Source organism: Paenibacillus sp. Marseille-Q4541, from assembly GCF_018310695.1.
GTDB lineage: Bacteria > Bacillota > Bacilli > Paenibacillales > Paenibacillaceae > Paenibacillus.
Genome location: NZ_JAGXCY010000003.1, coordinates 1 through 19,723, shown reverse-complemented (window position 1 = coordinate 19,723; position 19,723 = coordinate 1). Strand labels below are relative to the sequence as shown.

Here is a 19,723-nt window from a genome sequence, read left to right as displayed (position 1 = left end):
CAGCATAAGGGGTAAGATATAAAATGGAGGGATAAATTCTTTCATGTAAAAAAAATCCACGATAACCTCGTGGATTTTATGTAACAACTCCTTAAATCCTGCACATCTGATTCATTTAGATATTTCGATGAAACAAAGAGGCTGCTCCAATCAGTCCTGCTTTATTTCCCAGTCTAGCGGGAATGATCTGCGTATGCGTAAAACTATCCAGTAGAAGTCCCTTCGTGCAATTGGCGATACGCCCGACAAGCCACTCTTGTTCCATAATCCCGCCCCCAACGATAACCGCAGGAGGATTAAAAATATGAATCAGCGTTGCGATACCTCTCGATACGTCAAGCTCCCAGCTCTGCAATAAGGAGAGAAGTGCTCCTTCTCTTTCATTGATCTTTGCAAATAACTCTTTTCCATTTGTAATCTCTGGATAAGTGGCTTGCGCCTTTTTAACGAGCGCTGTCGTGGATGCATAGTTTTCGTACATGCTATCCCACTTCGTAGCCTCTGTACTTGTGACGGGATACATAAGCATATGTCCGAACTCCCCTGCATTTCCATGAAGTCCTTTATAAATATCCCCCTGCATCACAATCGCTCCCCCGACACCGGTTCCGAAAGTAAGGCAGATAAAATCTTCAAAAGAACGTCCCGCGCCAATCCACGCTTCTCCCAAAGCAGCCGCATTGACATCATTTTCAACCTTCACTGGTTTATGAAATCGCTGTTGAATGATGTCTTTGACTTGTACGCCCGTATAATTTGGAATATTGGGATTGGCATACCGAATGGATCCATCAGCAGGATTGACTTGCCCAGCGGTGCTCACCGATATGGCTTCATATCCATTATACGCTGACATGTACTCTATCACTCGTTCAATGAGGTAAGTTCCGCCTTTTTGGGCCTCAGCTGCATATTCCTGGTACTCGAATATCTCTCCCAGCGGGGAGCACAGGCCGAGCTTAATCCTCGTACCGCCGATATCACATGCAAGTACGTTCATTACTCATTCCCTGCACGAGAAACATAGCTCTGCTGCTGAATAGAGTGTACAAATCTTTTGGTGATCTCATAAGGCCTTGTAATAGCAGAACCTACGACTGCTGTATGAACACCAAGTTCAAATAAAAGGCCCAGTTCTTCCGGTGTAGAAATCCCTCCTTCTGCAATCACAGGAATCGAAAGGTCTTTTACTAACCTTTCAGCCATCTCAAAATCGGGAAGTAATCTTTCTTTTGTTGCATTCGTATATCCGCTCAAGGTAGTTCCGACACAATCAAAACCTAGTGTTTCCGCTTGCATCCCTTCTTGATAAGTTGAACAATCCGCCATAAAAAGCTGATCTGGGTAGGTTTCCCGGAGTTTCGGAAAAATCTCCGTAATCGTAGTGCCATCAGGCCTTGTTCGATCTGTAGCATCCAGTGCAATGATATCCACACCTGCGCGTACTAGTGCACCTACTTCTTCCATCGTAGGTGTAATGAAAACATCGAAGCCAGCGTACACTTTTTTAATAATTCCGATCATCGGCAAGGAGACATGTTTCTTGATTTCTTCGATATCCTCTACACTGTTCGCACGAATCCCTGCTGCCCCTCCTAAATATGCCGCATATGCCATTCTTCCCATAATATACGAACTATGCAGCGGTTCTTCAGGTAAAGCCTGACAAGAAACAATGAGCTTCCCTTTTAAATTTTGCAGCACACTACTATTTTTAGACATCTTCTCTCTCCTCCATAAACTTAAGTGTACGTTTGATTAAAGGCTGATTCACGCTATTCTTTAACCGCACCAGCCGTAATCCCCTGAGTAAAATATCGCTGGAACAAGATAAAGATCAGTAACATTGGCAACGCTGCGACGAATGCTCCCGCCATTTTGTAAGCAAAATTCGGATTCATATCTTGCATTAGGGTGGCTGTTCCCACCATCAGTGTTTTCATGTTTTTCTCTTGTCCCACAATCATTTGCCATAGATAATCATTCCACACCTGAACAAAGTTCAGAATGAATAAGGCACCGATACCGGGCTTCACGATAGGCAGCATGATTTGCAAAAAGGTTCTCCACTCACCTGCTCCGTCAATCCGAGCTGCTTCCCGGAGAGCACTTGGCGTCTGATCAAAAAATCCTTTTAACATAAACACGCCAAAAGCCGTTGCCACATTCGGCCAGATCATCCCACCGTAAGAGTTGATAAGGCCAAAGTCTTGCGTAATCTGAAACAGGGGAACAATCATAATCTCTTTCGGAATCATCAAACTTGAGATAAACACAATAAAGATTAGGTTTTGTCCAGCAAACGTCAATTTGGAAAAAGCATAGGCCGCCATGGATCCCACGATGACCACGAGCACAGTACTGACAAATGAGACATATAGACTGTTAAAGGTCCAACGCAGGGCTGGTTGATTCTGAAAAATATCCATGTAGTTCGAAAATGTGATTGCAGTAGGGAACCAATCGGGTGGCATTTTTACAACATCAGCGCTGTTTTTCAGCGAACTTGTTAATAACCAGTACAATGGGAACAAATTGACGATGGCGAAAAAAGTAATAATTACATTAGAAACCCTATCGTACCGCTCGCGTTTTGGTTTTATTCTGTTATGCACCATCATTCTCTCCTCACTTCGCTCTAATCACGGTGCGTAGCTGAGGAATCGACAACAGGAGCGTAATCACAAACATGATGACACCTACCGCAGAAGCTACGCCGAGCTGATTGAACTTAAAGGCATTATTGTATAGGTAGTACATCAGGGTAACAGATGCATTGTTTGGTCCCCCTCCAGTCAGGAGCTGAATAACGACAAAGATTTTAAGTACCGCGATAATATTAATAATCGTAATGTACACGGTAGTCGATTGAACGGAGGGTACTAAGATATGACGAATCATCTGGATCCGGCTAACGCCGTCTACTTCTGCCGCCTCCATTAGATCTTTGGGCACGCCGATCATCGCCGCAATATATAAAATAATGGCTTGCCCGACGTTCGTAGCAAAGGTTACGAAAATAATTACCGGCATGACGGTCAGCTTATTTCCAAGCAGATTCACATTTCCCATGTCCAGCTCACGGGCCAGATACGAGATCAGTCCACTAGATGGATTTAGCAGGAAACTCCAAATCATACTCATGACGACCATCGAAACCATGACCGGTATATAATAACTCCCTCGAATAAAAGATACGTACTTCGCGTTTTTGTCAAAAACACTGGATGCTACAAAAAGTGCAAAGCCTACAGTAAGCAACACAATACAAACAACGAATACAATCGTATTCATGAATGCTTTGAGAAAAACGGGATCGTTAATGAGAGTTACATAATTGTCAAATCCAACAAATGTCTCACTTGAGTACTGAATTTGGTAAAGACTCATACGAAAACCTTCGATGATCGGATAGACAAGAAACATTAGAAATATGATCATTTGCGGGGTAATGAACAGATAGCCTGTTAGATGTTCTTTCATCAATCGGGTCGATTTCATCCAGCATCTTACCTTTCTTATCGAAGCTCATCGAAATGCAACGTTTGCTATGAAGTAAACCGCTTCTAAAAGTGGGGCTTCTTCTTACTTATTCTGTAGGAAGCACGGAATTTTTACGGTTCGTTTCAATAACCTGATTTCCATTATCCTGATAATCTTTCACGGCTTGTTCCGGTGTTTTGGCTCCCGTATAAAGGGCCTGTAACTCGGGATATAGCTGTTCCCTCAGCTGACTGTATCCTGGTACATTTCCTGTGAAATTGAACAGATATTTTGCATTTTCGTTATAAGCTTTGAATAACGGATAATCTTTCTCAAATTCAGTGATGACAGAACTTCTTACGGGAATGCCGTTTTTCGAAGATTTTACGAGTTCCGGATCGGTTGAGAAGAATCGAACAAAATCTTTTGCTACTTCTACGCGCTTTGGATCTTTCGACTGAAATACGCTTGCTCCTACGACATAAGTAAACGTAAGGGGATCTCCACTCTCAGAAGGAATGTTAGCAAGCCGTATATCAAACTTTGTCTGTTTCCCGCTATCCATATCCGCTTTGGCATTATTATATAGGACAGGGTTCGTAAAACTGATGGCAAGCTGTTGATTCAGGAACATCCCGTTCGCATCGTTGGAAGTTACTGATTCAGGGCCAGGATTGGTGTAACCCTCATCCTTTATTTTCTTGATCCATGCTGCTGCTTTCACGCCTTTTTCATCATTTAAGATGATATTGCCTTTTTCATCAAAGAAGGGATTACCGAACATCCGCAGATAAGCAAGGTTCCAGGTGTCGCCTTGATTATTCATTCCGAAAAGTGCCATTGGATAGGCATTTGCATATCCGCTGCTAGATAAATTATTTTTCAGCTTGCTTAAAATATCTTCATACTCGGCAAGGGTCCAAGTTTTAATCTCCTGTTCATCGCCGATATAGGAGTCAAGTCCAGCAGCTCTGAACATATCTGCGTTATAGACGAGGGTACCGGGGTTGTTCTGAAACGGATAGAAGTATACTTCCTTGTTAAAAGTGACTGCATCCCAGTAACTTGACGCAATATCACTGCGGTCCTTCTCATCCACAAGATCCGTAAGCGGTACAAGTGCTCCTCGGTGAACATAATCCCCCATCGCAAACACACTCTCAAAAAAAACATCGGGTGGTGTTCCACTGCTTAAATTCACATTTAGCATCTGATCCCGCTGATCTCCGGCGATAACCTGAGTGTTTATTTTTACATTATATTTGGAGTACTGAGCTGTGAATTCTTCGGCTGCTTTTTTAAAGAAGCTATCATAATCAGCACCTTCTTCTGTGGCATCCAGTACTCCTTTCCACTGCGGAGTCAGCCATACACTGAGTTCTACGGTTTCTTTTCCATTCGCTGCTTCGTTACCTTTACCTGATGACGGATTTGACCCACTAGAAGAGCATCCTGCGCCAATGATAGATATGATCATTAACGTAACTAGTGATCGATAGAAACGTCTGTTTTTCATTATGTCTCCTCCTTAGTTGGAATGAGCTGATGTGATATACCTGTGCTCCACTTGTTCAAGTAAGGAAATAATGTCATCAATTCTTGATGCATCTTGCTCCGTAATGCCTGCTAACGGAAGTCTAACCCCGCCGATGTTGACTCCTCTTCTCCGCAGTACTTCTTTAATGCCCGCATACATTGATCCACCCAGTGAGCACAGGGCTACGATAATCTCATTGATATCGCTCTGAATTTGTCTTGCTTCTATAAACTTCCCTTGCTGGATATACTGATCTGCGATTAAGAAAAGCTCCGGCATAACACCGTAAGTTCCCCCGATTCCGCCATCTGCTCCCATGATTCTTCCTGCTACAAACTGCTCATCAGGACCATTGAACACAATGGAATCTTGGCCGCCGGTTCTTTTAAAACGTTCAATATCAAAAGTTGGCATAGAGGAGTTTTTGACACCAATTACTTTCTCATTCTTCAGCAGTTCCTCATATAAAGGAGTACGTAAGGTGTACCCCGTCGTCTGAGGGATGTTGTAGATGAGAAATGGAAGCGATGTCGCTTCAATAATATCGTTCCAATAACGAGATACTGCATGATCTGGTAGTGTGAAATAGATAGGTGGAATCGCAGATAAAGCATCATATCCAAGAGAAGCAGCGTGCTCAGCAAGAGCGATACTATCTCTTGTGGAGGGAGCGCCCACATGGGCAATTAACGTCATTTTCCCCTTCAAGCGAGAAGCCACATAAGTCAAGACCGCCTTGCGTTCCTCAAGATTATGATAAATGCATTCTCCCGAACTTCCCCCTACGTATACCCCGTTCACTTGTTTCTGTACATAATAGTCGCAAAGCGCATACGTACGCTGTTCCGATATTTGTCCATCTTCCTCATAGCAGGCATAAAATGCAGGAATGATTCCTTTAAATTTGCTTAAATCAAACGTTATTGTCATATAGAACCCTCTCTTCGTAAAGGTAATGGGGGCTGCAGTCTCAGCTCCCCATCCCCATCGTTTTGTTTTTCAAGGTGCTTCAATCCATGACTTGTTCAGACGTACAAGGCTAATTTTTGAGGACGCTGGTTTTTCATAAAATACTAGGATGGATTGATCCGGACCTACAGCGATATCGGAGTAGCCGTTTTCTAATGGATAAATTTCTTTTGACTTATACCACGTTGCGGCATCATCGTTAGATATTCGAATCGTAAAATTTGTTCTGGAAGTCGTATTTGCCGGGTTCGTAAATAGAATGTGATTCGCATCGTAGCGCTGGGTGCTCGCCTGTACGACGGGATCAATTAGAGCAGTATCAGAGACCGGAGTGCTCCATGCACTCGTTACATTATCTGTTGTCGAGATAGCTCTATAAGGGCTGCCCGGATTCCGCATATTCGCCATCAGTTTGCCACTGGACAACTGAACCATCATATTTTCATGGATTTTTTGAAATCCAGAAGGATTGGGAACGAGTGAACCTGCTTTCCAAGTTACACCCCCATCGGTACTATAAATCGTACCTACGGTGCTATTCGTCCACCCGCTCGTCGTCAAATAGATCGGTACAACAAGCGTTCCATCCGTAAGCTCTATACCATGTCCCGGTCCCATTCCTGCACCGGCGAGATTTGCAAAATAGTTAGGATGATTTGGATTTTTATAGTCATCTAAAACGGACGTAATTTCTTTCGTTTCTCCCCAAGTCAGCCCCCCATCGGTACTTGTGCGAATGAAATATTGACAAGCTCCCCACTTCCAGCGGCTCCATAAAATATGAACAACACTGCTGTTCTTTTCTGCAAGAAGCATCGGATTCATTTCTGCAACCCCTTGAGACTTGCCGGGCGCAATCATAATCTGTTCCGAAAAAGTATCTCCTCCATCCGTACTTCGTTTAAGCACGATATCCGTTGGGGTCTGATCTCCACCCGTTCTCGCTTCTGCTGCAACGAGTACGGTGTTATTAGCAGTGACGACAATACTTGGAATTCGGTACTGTCCATACCCTTTGCCGTCCGCTACATCAAAGAGAATTTTTTCCTCCATCACACCACTTAATTGCTTAATTTGGGAACTAGACAGCACATGATCATATATCGTGACATGATCGATCGAACCCGAGAAGTACCACTGTGATCCGCCATTATCCACGTTTTTACCGACCCACATTCCATTTAAATTGCTAACACTTGAAAAGAAGGCTTGCGATGAAGACGAAGCTTTTTCTTCTCCATCGATGTAAATCTTCGTACTTCCTGTACCTACCGTTAGAATGGCGGTATGCCATTTTCCATCGTTAAATTTTCCACTAGCGCTTAATTTTGTTGCGTAATTTCCATTATTGCGATTTTCAAAATAGACCGTACCGTTATTTATCGTAAAAGAAAGATTGCTCGAAGGATTCGTGGTGTCTGAAGCGCTGAGAAACGCTCCGGCAGCAGATGAACTTGAAGTTTTAAACTTAACTGCGATAGAGCCTTGCGTAAGATTAGATACACGTCCGATATCAGCCGTTTGATCCCGTGCATCTGACGTTCCATTAAATGTTTGATTGACTGGATAGGTAACAATCGAAGGAGTTGAAACCCCACTCAGTTCCATTACTTCTGTTGCAGCCAGAGATCGGTTATATACTTTGACATAGTCCATCTCTCCGTTGAAATACCATTGTCCTCCGCCGTTATCAACATTACGTCCAATCCACATCCCATTTAAGCTCGTGACTTGACTGAAAAATGCAGAACCTGTGCTGTTTCCTCTCAGACTCCCGTCAATATAAATATTCGTTCCTCTGCTGTTTACTGTGAGCACCGCTGTGTGCCATGCTCCGTCGTTATACTTACCGGATGCCGTAATTTGGGTCGCATAGACTCCGTTTTCCCGGTTTTCAAAATACACATTCCCTCCGTTTAACGTCAGTGACAGGTTACTAGATGGATCTGAGGTGTGCGATGCACTGATCAGTGTGAGTGCATTAGCCGAACTTGTTGTTTTGAACCGGACTGCAATACTGCCTTCATGAAGAGAGGATACGGAACTAACATCTGCTGTCTTGTCGACATAGTCACTGCTTCCATTAAAGGAACGAGCAACCGGGTAATCAAGTAAAACCGCTTCCTGTAAAGACGCTGCCTCTGTAGCCTTAGGCGAGCTAGTGAAACTAGTCATCAAAATGACAGCACATAATGCAAACATGAGCGGTTTTAATAAACGACGAGCCATACATTATTCCCTCCTTTAGTAAGGTTGAAAAAAAGTGTTCCGCACCCTCCCTTTGTAGAATCAGGATCGTGGATGATGCTTATTGCTTGCATTTACTATATAGCAGGCAGGATTTGCTCCCAATACCCGGTTATTTACATTCAGGGTACTATTTTTACATGTTCCTCATCTTTCTTCAGAATGTGACAATTTAGAATTTTTCGTCTTGCAACATCTCTTGATATAAATAAAAAGCCAGGGTCATATTCCCCGGCTTCAATCTTAAATCTACCCTTTTACTGCACCCATAGTGATCCCTTGAGTAAACGCTTTTTGGAATAATAGAAAGATCATTATCATCGGAAGTGAGGCAAGAGCAGCACCTGCCATTAACACACCATAGGGTGTGGTATATTCCCCTTGCAGTGTCGCAAGTCCTAAAGGAAGTGTCATCATTGGTGTAGAACGGGTGATAATCAGCTGGCTGAAATAGTCATTCCAGGCATTAATGAACGTAAAGATGGCTAATGCCCCAAGTGCAGGTTTGAGTAGTGGCAGAATGATCGTTCCAAACAATCGCACCTCAGAGCATCCATCCATTTTGGCAGCTTCCATTAGCTCGGAAGGAATCGTCTGAGCAAATTGTTTCATCAGGAATACCCCAAACGGCCAGCCGATCGCAGGTAAAATAAGTCCCTTGTACGTATCAATCCAGTTTAGATCAGCTAACATGGTGAACAGTGGTACTAGAATAACCTGTTTGGGAAGTGCCATCGCAGACACGAATAGAATGAAAATGATTTTGCGTCCGGGAAAAGCCTTCTTCGCTAGCACATATCCAGCCATAGAAGCGGTCAAGCACACACCAATCATTTCGGATGAGGCTACGAAAAAACTATTAAATCCCCAGCGCCAAACTGGATTTTTAAACAGCACCTTGAAGTTCTCCAGCGTCGGATCCGTAGGAAACCACTGTGGAGGTATAGCTACAGCTACGTTCTGTACTTTAAACGCACCGGTAACGATCCAGTAGAATGGAAATAAAAATAATAACGCAAGCACAATCAACAGTACATTAGCAAGAATGGAAGGAATACTAGGCGTCTTTTTTTTCAAATTCGTTCCGCTGGTGAAAGGACGCGGCCGGGGACCGGTTCTGATTTTTGAGAATAACATCATACCATGTGCCTCCTAGTACTCAACATCACTGCCGAGGTATTTAAACTGAATAAATGAAATCGCGCCGATGACAATTGCGAGTATTACCCCCATCGCTGCGGCAATCCCGAAATTTCCAAGCATAAAGGCTTGCTCATATACCCCATACATGACAGTCGAAGTGGCGTACATCGGACCGCCGGAAGTAAGGAGCTGGATAATGGCGAATACCTGGAACGTATTAATCGTCGTAATGACGATAATATACAAGTTGGTTGGCATTAGCATGGGCCACAAAATATTTTTGAAAATTTGCCAGCTATTTGCCCGGTCCATCTGTGCAGCTTCGATATATGATTTTGGAATATTACCAAGAGAAGCAACATAGAGAATAATCGGTTGTCCAACCGACGTTGTTATCAGAACTAAGATGATAGCTAACAGCGCTGTCCGTGTATCTCCGAGCCAGTTGATCGGGTCCATGCCAAACAGGCTTGTAATATAATTAAGAATCCCATAATTCATATGATAGATCGATGCCCAAACTACAGTAATACTAACAACGGATGATACAGCAGGTAAATAAAATACCCCCCGAAATAGAGATCGCACCCCTTCGGATTTTTTATAAATCATCATCGCCACGAAGAGTGAGAAGATAACGACAACAGGTACAGCAATCAGGACGATGAGAAGAGTATTCCACATCGATTTACCGAACGTCGCATCTTGAAAAAGGTACTGATAATTATCCATGCCTATAAAGTCAAAGTCTCGAAGTGTGTAGGAGAAAAAACTGATATAGATTCCCTTTAGCATAGGATAGGCAACGAATATACTGAAAAACGCAAGTGCTGGGAGTAAAAACAAATAACTTGCTATCCAGTCACGCCATATGTACTGCTTTTTTCGGAAGAATGTAAGATCCATCATTTCCCTTCTTTCCTCACTTCTTTACTAAAAGAGAAGCGTGTGTTTATTTCACACGCTGTCTCTGGTACCTACTAAATACTACTTTGTTGTATTTGCTGCTTTGGCTTTGGTAATGGCCTCATTTGCTTTGGTCGCAAACGTGTTCAGCGCTTCTTCACCAGTAGCTGATCCTAACAAAGCACGCTGCAATTCTGGGAACCAGAAGGTACGAACTTCTGCATATCCATCAGCAATCGTCGGTGGATCTGTCACAAATTTACGAGCAAGCTCTGAGTATTCATATTCAGAATCGTCGTACAACCCGGTTACCGAATTTCGAACGGACAATCCTCCCGTTTGAATCAAACTTTTCTTGCCCCATTCCGGATCATTGGCTACAAAATCAATGAACTTTTTGGAAGCTTCAATTTTGGCCTCATCATCATTATTAAAAATGGCCATTCCCCCGAGATAAGGTTCCAGCTTAGGTTCACTTCCGTCCAGCGTCGGAAACGGGAGCAGAACATCTTCAAACTCCGTCTGTTTTAATGGCGCATTTTGCGCTCTGAGTACCGCTGAATAGTTGATGCTGAAAGCGAGTTTCCCTTGAAGGAACAAATCATTGACATCGGCTGCTGCAAGAGAAGCAGAACCAGGTATAACCAGTCCATCTTTTTCTGCCTGTACGAGCCAGTCTAGCGCTGCACCCGTCTCTTTTGTATTGATCTCAACGCTTGTTCCCTCTTCATTTAAGAATCTGGAAATACCAAGATTAGCTAGGTAAGCACGTGTTCCTTGGTCCCCTGCTTGGCTTTTCGCATAGAATCCCGAAGGAATGACTTCCGGTGCTTTTTCTTTTACTGCTGTCAGCGCTTTTTTATATTCATCAAACGTCCAAGTGCGATCTGGTTTGTCCAGTGGAAGAAGATCCAGTGCACCTATCTTTTCAAAAACGGTTTTATTCACAGCCATCATAAAAGGTGCTGTGTTGATGGGATACATGTAGGTTTTATCACTGACCATAGATTGTTTCCAAAATGCTGGAGCGATATCATTTCTATCTTCTTCTGTAAACATGTCATCTATCGGAGCAAGCAAGTCTTTTTTAGCCCAGTCAATAATTCTTCCCGGAGCGTCATAGATTACATCTGGAGCAGAATTCGTGGCGATCGCAACGTTTAATTTCTGAGGTCCTCCGTCAAAAGTAATCATCTCCAAGTTCACTTTAATTTCTGGATGCTTTTGATTAAAGGCTTCAATCAGCTGCTTCTCGTATTTCCCTACCTCCCCATCCAAGGCTTGATATGTAGGAAAGTTCCACCACGTAATCTCAACAGGTTGGCTAGAATCTTCCGCTTTTGAAGCTGTGTTGTCCTTGCTCCCATTGCTTTCGTTCGACGTTCCGCCTTCTTGCTTTGGACTGCAGGCTGCGATCATCGAAACCATGAGAAGTATGGAAATAAAACTAGTTATCCGTTTCCTTACATCTATCATCGCCATTCCCCCTTGTTTGTGGATACACGAAAAATGTTCTTTCGTTATCTAATTCTAGAATAATGTAAAAAGAAGAGGTCGAAAATCCCTGTAATTTGATATCAGGGGCTCATTTCTTACTTCTTTACCATAATTTTTCTTTACATTTCCACACATTTTGTATAATGATTGTAAAAAACGTATAGACATTCACCTGTTCCCTTCTTAGTTTTGAAAATCCTTCAAATGCGAGGTGGTATTCATGTGCAAGCTGCTTATCGTAGAAGATGAACTACTCATTCGCACGGGTCTTAAGCATTATTTTCCGTGGCAGGAACTAAACGTAACCGATATTTATGAAGCAGAAAACGGTGCAGATGGGTTGAAACTCGCACTTGAAGTAAGGCCAGATCTAATTATCAGTGACATCCGAATGCCAGAAATGAACGGCCTCGAGATGATTGAACAGCTTCGTCCGCTTCTACCTGATACTTTTTATCTGATCTTAACGGGATACCATGATTTTGATTATGCAAAGCAAGCGATTCAACTCGGAAATATTCAAGATTATTTACTCAAACCGCTTGAATATGAGGAAAGCATGAAGTCTGTTCAATCCGTGCTTGAGCTTATTAAAACAAAGAAGGAAGAACGGGAGAGGCAGATATTTCTCGAAGAGGAACAGATCAAATGGAAACAAAGCTTGGTAATGAAACAACTATTAGATTCGATAGGAGAGAAGGAATTCCCTTCCGAAATCATCGCCCTCTCGGATCAATTGAACCGCGCTGACGTTACCTATCTTCCTATGGTCATTACGAATATTGCTCCCTATGGTGGAATTCCTATGCCTGTTCGGAAGTGGACAGATGAAGCATTTCACCTGATTGAAGAGCATATGAAGACACTGCCAATAATGCTGGAAGGTTATTCAGTCCCCATCCTTTCTTATCTCATTCATAATAAATTGTATGCCATCGTCGCCTGTAAATTAGAAAACACGAGCGAGCATACATTACCCGAACAACTACAAAAAATGAATCATAAACAAACACATAAAATGTATTTTGCATTCGGTCATTCCTCCCCTTCGTTTCTAGAGATGGGTGAGCAATTAAAGTTTGCCGAAGAATTACTGTTATTACGTTACCACCTTCCAGCATCCTATTATTTCACTCCTAATATTAATCACTCCAGTCTTCTACCAGAGACGTCTTATTTCAAACTTGATGGAATGGAAAAATCGCATCTTCTAACTGCGCTTGAGCAAAAGGATACGAAAACAGTCCGTCAGCTTATTCTGAGCTTTTCTCATCACGGCAGCCTTCAAGGTAGAACGGAAAGCACGCATCAGTGGCTTGCTTTTATCCAAGAGCTAGTAAGCGTAATTCTTCGATATGCTGGCCAGAATCACATTCCTGCCGCACAAATCTACAGTGAAGCCATTATTAAACTAAACTTTGTTGAGGATTTTCAGAACACGGAGCAGTTGTTTACATGGCTTGCTGATTGGGCGGAGCAGACGATTTCTTATTCAGCTCAAGGGGAAGGACAACTTGCCGATACTAATGATACCTATGTTTTTTCAGAAATCGAAAATTTTATTAAGCAGCATTTGGATCATGATCTGTCACTACAGATGGTTGCAGAACGTTTCTTCTACAACCCCTCTTACCTTAGCCGATTATTCAAAACAAAATTGAATAAAAACTACATGACTTACGTTACGGAACTTCGTATTCGTTATGCACAAGAATATTTGAGAGACCCTAACCTCCTTATTAGCGATGTTAGTAATATGTGTGGCTACAAAAGCTACAAACATTTTGTAAAAACATTCCGTAATGTCACCCACATGACACCTACACATTATCGCAAACGAATAGGGATGTGACTGTTTTGAATCTACTCAAGCAATGGTACCAACGGGTTCATTTTAAACGCGTCAATCAGCAAATTTTCGTACTCATGATTCTGATTATCACGATTCCGCTTGCCGTCATGTCATGGTTCATTTACCTTTTCTCCGTGCAATCGATCAAAAATGAATATCAAAATAGTGCAAATCTCATCCTAAACAACTTATCTTTTAATATTGATCAATATTTGCAAAGTATAGAAAAAGGAACCCTCACCGCTCAGCTGGATAGTAGTCTTCAAGATGCTCTAAATCGCTGGCTGCAGCATCCGGAAGAAGATCAAAACTATCAATACCGAAATGTCATTGAGCAGTTTGTCAGTACCATTGAGATCACGATTAAAAATGTAGACAGTGTTCAGATTTATGCAGGAAATCGGGTGTTTTATTCAGCAGACTTCAATCGATACAGCTATGTGGAGACTGATTTTATAAGTAAGCCTTGGTATCAAGAAATACTTGCGGGAAAAGGAAAAATTGTTCTATTCGGCACGCACAAACCTTTTCACCGCATTGGTGGAGATCAGGAACAGTCTGTCATTTCCATCGGCAGGGTCATCAATGTAACCGGAAGCAAACGTCCGCTAGGTGTCATTCTTGTCGATCTTCGTCCAGATTCCCTAAAGGAAATTCTAAGCCTCTCGGAAAACAGCAACCAGAGCTTTATCATTGTGGATGAAAAAGGGAATACGGTTTATGCATCAACGAGAGATTATAAAATGAATGAAGCTGACGGCAAACAATTGATGCTTGAAAAATCGGTACTGGAACAAGTTACAAAGCAATCTTCCGGCAACTTTTACGCTTCCATAGAGGGGACGCCTTCTTACATTAATTTTGTCACTTCTGATTATTCCGGTTGGAAAGTGATTCAGTATGTAGATGAGAAACAAATGACGAAAAACGCGGATTTCCTTCGTTTTATTTTGCTTGGTTTTGCCGTGTGCTCCTTGCTTGTCGCGTTGCTTTTTCTAGCGATATTGTCTGCCAGAGTAACAAAACCAATTATTCTGCTTAGCAGACAAGTCCGTGCGGTTGGATCGGGGAACCTTAATATTCAGCTCAATACGAATCGGAAAGATGAATTTGGAATCTTGTATCAAGGGATCAGTAAAATGGCCGAGGATTTAAAAAATCATATAGAAAAATCATCTCATATGATTGCTCAGCAAAAAATAGCACAATATGGAGCATTAAAAAGTCAGATTAATCCTCATTTTTTGGCCAATGCGCTGGAGTCTATTCAAATGAAAGCCGTTATTTCAGGTCATCGTGATATCGGTGAAATGATTGGACTACTGGGAAGAATGTTTAGGGTACATATCCAGACGGGTAAAGAATTAGTCCCTTTACAAGAGGAACTTGCCCATATTCGTCTCTATGTACAAATTCAACAAATGCGTTTCGGAGAGAAGATACAATATAGTGAAACATGCGATCCTCAAGCTCTTACCTTGCCCGTTGTTCATTTTTCACTACAACCTCTCATTGAGAATGCGATCGTGCATGGGCTAGAACGAAAAAAAGGGCTCGGTCATCTGGAGGTAACTGCGGAGATCACAGGTCAATTCATGCGAATTGAAATAAAAGATGATGGTGTCGGCATCAGCGAAGAGCAATTGCTTGAAATACGGAAGATACTGCAAGATCCAGCTAGCAGCCTAGATATGGAGCATATTGGAATCAAAAATGTTCATGACCGAATTCAATATCATTTTGGTGATATCTATGGTCTTGAAATAGAAAGTGACCTAACTACCGGTACCGTAATCACGATTCTATATCCGGCTTATAACTTAATTGATCCTTCTAACTGATCGAAGTAGTTGTACTGTCTAGCCTGATTCCTACTCAAATAAAAGAGAACCTGCTCCTTTGTAGAGGCCAGGTTCTTTCTTTTTTCAATTTAACTCATCATTCGTTTCTCTGCTTTATAGTCTTTTTTTATCGCTTTTTGTTTTAAGTAATCGTCCCATGAATCCAAGATCAATCTGGGTTCTGCTTCGATCCGATCCTTTGCTTTGCCTGATTGTTTGTTTTTGAGGTATGTAATGATCTCTATTAAGTCTTCCCGGTCCAACAATTTCACACCATTATAACCAGCTAGTTTTTCGCATGCATCTGTATATTTTCCAGACGTAATCACAATTGACTTCTTCGCTCTGTAAAACCGCATCGAACTATAAATCTCCTGAACAGCGCTTAAGCCAACCGGATTGCTGAGTGCATAACGCTTGGCCTGAATGACAACTCGATCTCCATCTCGATCCGTAAATACCAAATCAGCCCCGAAGTCTCGGCTGCTTACCGTTTTATATGCATCTTCATAGCCAAGCGCTATGAAAAGGCGATAGAGATATTCCTCAAAACCCTTCCCGTCTTCCATTCGGTCAATATCCTGAATATTAATCCGGTATGGATTCAGCTCTCTCTGTCTTGTTTTTCTATTGGTATAAATTACGATTCTGGATACAACAACAATAAAAATGGCCATTAGAATAGCAATAATGATAGTCAATTTCTTTTCTCTCCTGATATTCAAATTTCATTTTTACATTGTAGTTGTCAATATTCGGAATTATTAGGTCAAGTCTTTAATTGCATCACGGGATTGTTCTAATTGTTCTCTTGTCGATTCAAAATCTACGGATGCATACACAAAAAATAAAATATCAATCGCAAGCAGCTGTGATAAACGCGAGCTCGTTGCTCCACTCCGAAGAACGGCTTCAGGCGCATGAGAAGTATAAAGCATGAGCTCTGATACGCTGGAAAGCTTGCTTTTTCCGAACCTGGATAAACCGAGTGTTCGAAGTCCATGTTTTATGGCAAGTTCGGTCAGTTTCCAGACTTCTTTCGTATTTCCGCTATATGAAATACCAAAAAACACAGCATTTTTAGGAGCATTCGCTATTGCAGTTGCTACTTTGTGTGCATCGGAACCAGCAAGGGTTGGTTTCCCTAACCTGAGCCATTTTAAAGCTACATCATCGGCCACAATGGAGGATGCACCTACTCCGTATACATATATTATTGAGGCTTCCTTCAACATTGCCACTGCTTGCTCAATGATATCAATATCAATATATTCAGATGTGTCACGTAATGCTTGAATTGAATTATTCACTGTCTTATTGATAACGGAAGACTTCTCTTCATTAGGTTCGATGTCCCAATAACCTCTGGGCTCTTCATAGATCTGATTGGATATGGCTGAGAGCTGCAGCTTTAAATCAGAAAATCCCTGCACCCCAATAGATCGGCAGAATCTCACAACCCCGGCGCTACTGGTGCCTGCACAATCGGCTACCTCATGTACTGTCATTTGTGTCACCTCTTTGGGATGAGCCAAAATGTAGGATGCCACCTTTTTCTCCGTTACCGTTAAGTTGCTGACAACCGATTCGATTCGGTAGATGATATTTTTCGAAGTTTGTCCATTCACTCTTCAACGCCCCAATTCTCTCATATTTCAAAAAAAGAAAAAAACCCTTTACCATAAAATTTTAAAGGGTTTTTTTCATATTGCAACAATGTCTGAGTTTATTTATTATGTGTCTCCATTAGTTCTTTTGTAAAGCCGAAGAAGTAAGTCAACACGAATCCTCCAATGTAAGACAAAATCAGTCCGCATAGGTAGACGAGAATGGATTTACCTGCGCCGAGTGGGCCTGTTAGAAGTGGAAGTAACACAAGACCCGACGGTCCAATGGCAACCGATCCTATAAAATCACCCGACATCGCAAAGAATCCAAGTAATGCACCGCCGAGTCCCCCGCCTAGACACGCGGTAATAAACGGACGTCCTAACGGTAAACTGACTCCGTAGATAAGGGGTTCTCCGATTCCGAGGAAGCCAACTGGAAGAACACCTTTGATCAGTTCTCTCATCTTCTTATTGTGACGAAGGCGCATGTATACCGCAATGGCAGCTCCGACTTGCCCAGCTCCGGCCATGGCTAGGATTGGGAGTAACGGAGTATAACCATATTGTGTAATCAACTCTGCATGAATCGGAATTAGCGCCTGATGAAGCCCGAACATAACAAGTGGCAAGAACAGCGTAGCTAGTACAAGCCCAGAGAAAATGCCACCGTTTTGCAACAACCAGATGGTTGCCGTACCGATCCAACTAGATACAACTCCTGCAATCGGCATCAAAACGAAAATCGTTGCAAGACCAGCCACCAGTAAAGCAAGGGTTGGTGTAACAATGATATCAATGGATGGAGCCACTCTTTTCCGCAAAGCTTTTTCTAGATATGAAATAAGCAAAGCGGCTAAGATCGCACCTATAATGCCGCCTTGTCCCGGATTCAACTGAATCTCACCAAAGAACGGAACCGTATAAGAAATATTGGCAATTGCCGGAGCAATGATAATAGCAGAAACGGCGCCACCTAAAGCAGGTGTACCCCCGAATTCTTTGGCCGCGTTAATTCCCGCGAATATCGTAAGGAAACCAAAGAATGCAGAACCGATAACGCTTACGATCGGCTGTAAAGATAACAACCAGGCTGCATCATTTCCTGCGGTAATGAAATTGGACATTAAACCTGCAATACCATTGATTAAACCTGCACCGACCAAAGCTGGAATCAGCGGGATAAAAATGTTCCCGATTTTGCGAAGAAAATTTTTAAAAGGTGTGTTATTTTTCTTTTTTAATTCTTTTTTTATATCTTGTCCAGGTGTTTCATTTACGTTCTGATTAGCTTCAGAAGCACCCGTACTTTTTTTCTCTTCAAGGACAGTACCAAATTGATCTGCTACTTTATTAACAACGCCCGGACCAAGGATGACTTGATACGTTTCGTCATTCACTGCGCCCAGAACGCCATCAATTGATTTCAGTTCAGCTTCGTTAATGAGATCTGGATTCACTACATTAACCCGTAACCGTGTCATGCAATTCGTAAAGTTCCCGATATTTGAAGAACCACCAAGGGCAGTTAAGATTTTCTCTGCCATTACTTTATGTTTGTCCATAACTTTTCCCTTCCTTACGTGGAATTGAAATTAATATAACTGGTTATTTAATTGCCGTTCTTACAAAACCATTTGCTTGTTCCAAGCTATTCACTGCTTCTTCATAAGACATATCCGTCAAAATCATGACAATGGCTACTTTTGTTTTATTATTCGCCTTTTCCAGATAAGCTTCAGCTGTCAAATAGTCACAGCCCGTTGCTTCTGTAATAATGCGTTTCGCACGATCCACTAATTTTTCATTCGTTAGCTGAAGATCAACCATTAAATTACCGTATACTTTCCCGATTCCAACCATAGAAGCAGTGGATAACATATTGCAGATCAGTTTTTGGGATGTTCCCGACTTTAATCTCGTTGAACCTGTTAAAACTTCAGGTCCGTTTTCCACTTCAATTGCAATCTTCGCCACCTTACCCACTTGCGAATTTTTATTGCAGCTAATGGCAACAGTACTAGCTCCTATCTCATTTGCATATTCAAGTCCGCCAATCACATAAGGTGTTCTTCCACTTGCTGCAATACCAACAACGACGTCATTAGATGTCAGTCTTATATCGATCAAATCTTGCTTACCCAGATTGCTGTCATCTTCTGCGCCTTCAACTGCTTTAATAAAAGCACGTTCGCCGCCAGCGATCAGTCCGATTACTTCATCTTGACGAACACCAAAGGTTGGTGGACATTCCACTGCATCCAAGAGACCAATTCTGCCGCTGGTTCCTGCGCCTGTATAAATTAAACGTCCACCTTTTTTGAAGGAATCAATAATCATATGAACCGCTTTCGTAATTTGCGGAATTTGTTCACGAACCACGCCTGCTACTTTGGCATCTTCGTCATTCATTACTGTTAAAAAGTCGTTAACATCCATTTCGTCCAAGTTCATTGTTCTCTTATTTCTAACCTCAGTCGTTAGGTTTTTTAGATTATCCATTCGGTTTTCTCTCCTTTATTGCGGGGTATAAGTTTCTCTTTCAAACGCTTACAAACGTATTGTAATCCAATTGTAATTTTATTTCAATATTTTATTTTAATTAAGAAATTTAATTTCAGTATGTACGACAAGATGATGA

At 42.0% G+C, this 19,723-nt stretch carries 16 protein-coding genes; 2 read left to right on the top strand and 14 right to left on the bottom strand.

Going from position 1 to position 19,723, the window contains the following annotated elements; translation table 11 throughout:
* Nucleotides 1-115 precede the first annotated feature (115 nt).
* The 10 genes from KFT32_RS05050 to KFT32_RS05005 all read right to left on the bottom strand — a co-directional run bounded on the left by KFT32_RS05050 (nucleotide 116) and on the right by KFT32_RS05005 (nucleotide 11,761).
* Nucleotides 116-1,000 (bottom strand): ROK family protein, encoded by an 885-nt coding sequence (locus KFT32_RS05050; RefSeq protein WP_211746051.1) that lies wholly within the window; start codon nucleotides 998-1,000, stop codon nucleotides 116-118.
* Nucleotides 1,000-1,722: an N-acetylmannosamine-6-phosphate 2-epimerase gene (locus tag KFT32_RS05045; protein WP_211746050.1), complete on the bottom strand. Its 723-nt coding sequence runs from the start codon at nucleotides 1,720-1,722 to the stop codon at nucleotides 1,000-1,002. The genes KFT32_RS05050 and KFT32_RS05045 overlap by 1 nt, the downstream gene beginning before the upstream one ends.
* A 53-nt stretch (nucleotides 1,723-1,775) precedes the next feature.
* Nucleotides 1,776-2,618 (bottom strand): carbohydrate ABC transporter permease, encoded by an 843-nt coding sequence (locus tag KFT32_RS05040; RefSeq protein ID WP_211746271.1) that lies wholly within the window; start codon nucleotides 2,616-2,618, stop codon nucleotides 1,776-1,778.
* 10 nt (nucleotides 2,619-2,628) lie between these two features.
* Nucleotides 2,629-3,501 carry a carbohydrate ABC transporter permease gene (locus tag KFT32_RS05035; RefSeq protein ID WP_211746049.1) on the bottom strand — a complete coding sequence of 291 codons (873 nt, stop codon included), beginning with the start codon at nucleotides 3,499-3,501 and terminating at the stop codon, nucleotides 2,629-2,631.
* 88 nt (nucleotides 3,502-3,589) lie between these two features.
* Nucleotides 3,590-4,999, bottom strand: coding sequence for an ABC transporter substrate-binding protein (locus KFT32_RS05030; protein WP_211746048.1), 1,410 nt, complete (start codon nucleotides 4,997-4,999; stop codon nucleotides 3,590-3,592).
* Nucleotides 5,000-5,011: 12 nt separating this feature from the next.
* Nucleotides 5,012-5,950, bottom strand: a complete 939-nt coding sequence (locus KFT32_RS05025; protein WP_211746047.1) for a dihydrodipicolinate synthase family protein — start codon at nucleotides 5,948-5,950, stop codon at nucleotides 5,012-5,014.
* Between the two features lie 69 nt (nucleotides 5,951-6,019).
* Nucleotides 6,020-8,218, bottom strand: coding sequence for a LamG-like jellyroll fold domain-containing protein (locus KFT32_RS05020; RefSeq protein WP_211746046.1), 2,199 nt, complete (start codon nucleotides 8,216-8,218; stop codon nucleotides 6,020-6,022).
* Between the two features lie 267 nt (nucleotides 8,219-8,485).
* Nucleotides 8,486-9,376, bottom strand: a complete 891-nt coding sequence (locus KFT32_RS05015) for a carbohydrate ABC transporter permease (RefSeq protein ID WP_249435680.1) — start codon at nucleotides 9,374-9,376, stop codon at nucleotides 8,486-8,488.
* Nucleotides 9,377-9,388: 12 nt separating this feature from the next.
* The gene (locus KFT32_RS05010; RefSeq protein WP_481856302.1) at nucleotides 9,389-10,288 is read right to left on the bottom strand and encodes a carbohydrate ABC transporter permease; all 900 of its coding nucleotides are present in this window, start codon (nucleotides 10,286-10,288) and stop codon (nucleotides 9,389-9,391) included.
* 78 nt (nucleotides 10,289-10,366) lie between these two features.
* The gene (locus tag KFT32_RS05005; RefSeq protein ID WP_211746045.1) at nucleotides 10,367-11,761 is read right to left on the bottom strand and encodes an ABC transporter substrate-binding protein; all 1,395 of its coding nucleotides are present in this window, start codon (nucleotides 11,759-11,761) and stop codon (nucleotides 10,367-10,369) included.
* Between the two features lie 241 nt (nucleotides 11,762-12,002).
* On the opposite strand from KFT32_RS05005, the gene KFT32_RS05000 reads away from it, so the two are divergent.
* Both KFT32_RS05000 and KFT32_RS04995 read left to right on the top strand, forming a co-directional pair.
* A complete protein-coding gene (locus KFT32_RS05000; RefSeq protein WP_211746044.1) occupies nucleotides 12,003-13,634 on the top strand; it encodes a response regulator transcription factor in 1,632 nt (543 codons plus the stop codon).
* 5 nt (nucleotides 13,635-13,639) lie between these two features.
* Entirely contained in the window at nucleotides 13,640-15,475 is a 1,836-nt protein-coding gene (locus KFT32_RS04995; RefSeq protein WP_211746043.1) for a cache domain-containing sensor histidine kinase, read from the top strand.
* 89 nt (nucleotides 15,476-15,564) lie between these two features.
* Here KFT32_RS04995 and KFT32_RS04990 read toward each other — a convergent pair whose 3' ends face one another.
* From KFT32_RS04990 to murQ, 4 genes are all read right to left on the bottom strand, one after another.
* Nucleotides 15,565-16,176 (bottom strand): restriction endonuclease, encoded by a 612-nt coding sequence (locus KFT32_RS04990; protein ID WP_481856301.1) that lies wholly within the window; start codon nucleotides 16,174-16,176, stop codon nucleotides 15,565-15,567.
* A gap of 63 nt (nucleotides 16,177-16,239) precedes the next feature.
* Nucleotides 16,240-17,103 (bottom strand): MurR/RpiR family transcriptional regulator, encoded by an 864-nt coding sequence (locus tag KFT32_RS04985; protein WP_211746042.1) that lies wholly within the window; start codon nucleotides 17,101-17,103, stop codon nucleotides 16,240-16,242.
* Between the two features lie 98 nt (nucleotides 17,104-17,201).
* The gene (locus tag KFT32_RS04980; protein WP_211746041.1) at nucleotides 17,202-18,647 is read right to left on the bottom strand and encodes a PTS transporter subunit EIIC; all 1,446 of its coding nucleotides are present in this window, start codon (nucleotides 18,645-18,647) and stop codon (nucleotides 17,202-17,204) included.
* A gap of 43 nt (nucleotides 18,648-18,690) precedes the next feature.
* On the bottom strand, nucleotides 18,691-19,584 hold the full coding sequence (murQ, locus tag KFT32_RS04975; protein WP_211746040.1) for an N-acetylmuramic acid 6-phosphate etherase: 894 nt from the start codon (nucleotides 19,582-19,584) through the stop codon (nucleotides 18,691-18,693).
* Nucleotides 19,585-19,723 lie beyond the last annotated feature (139 nt).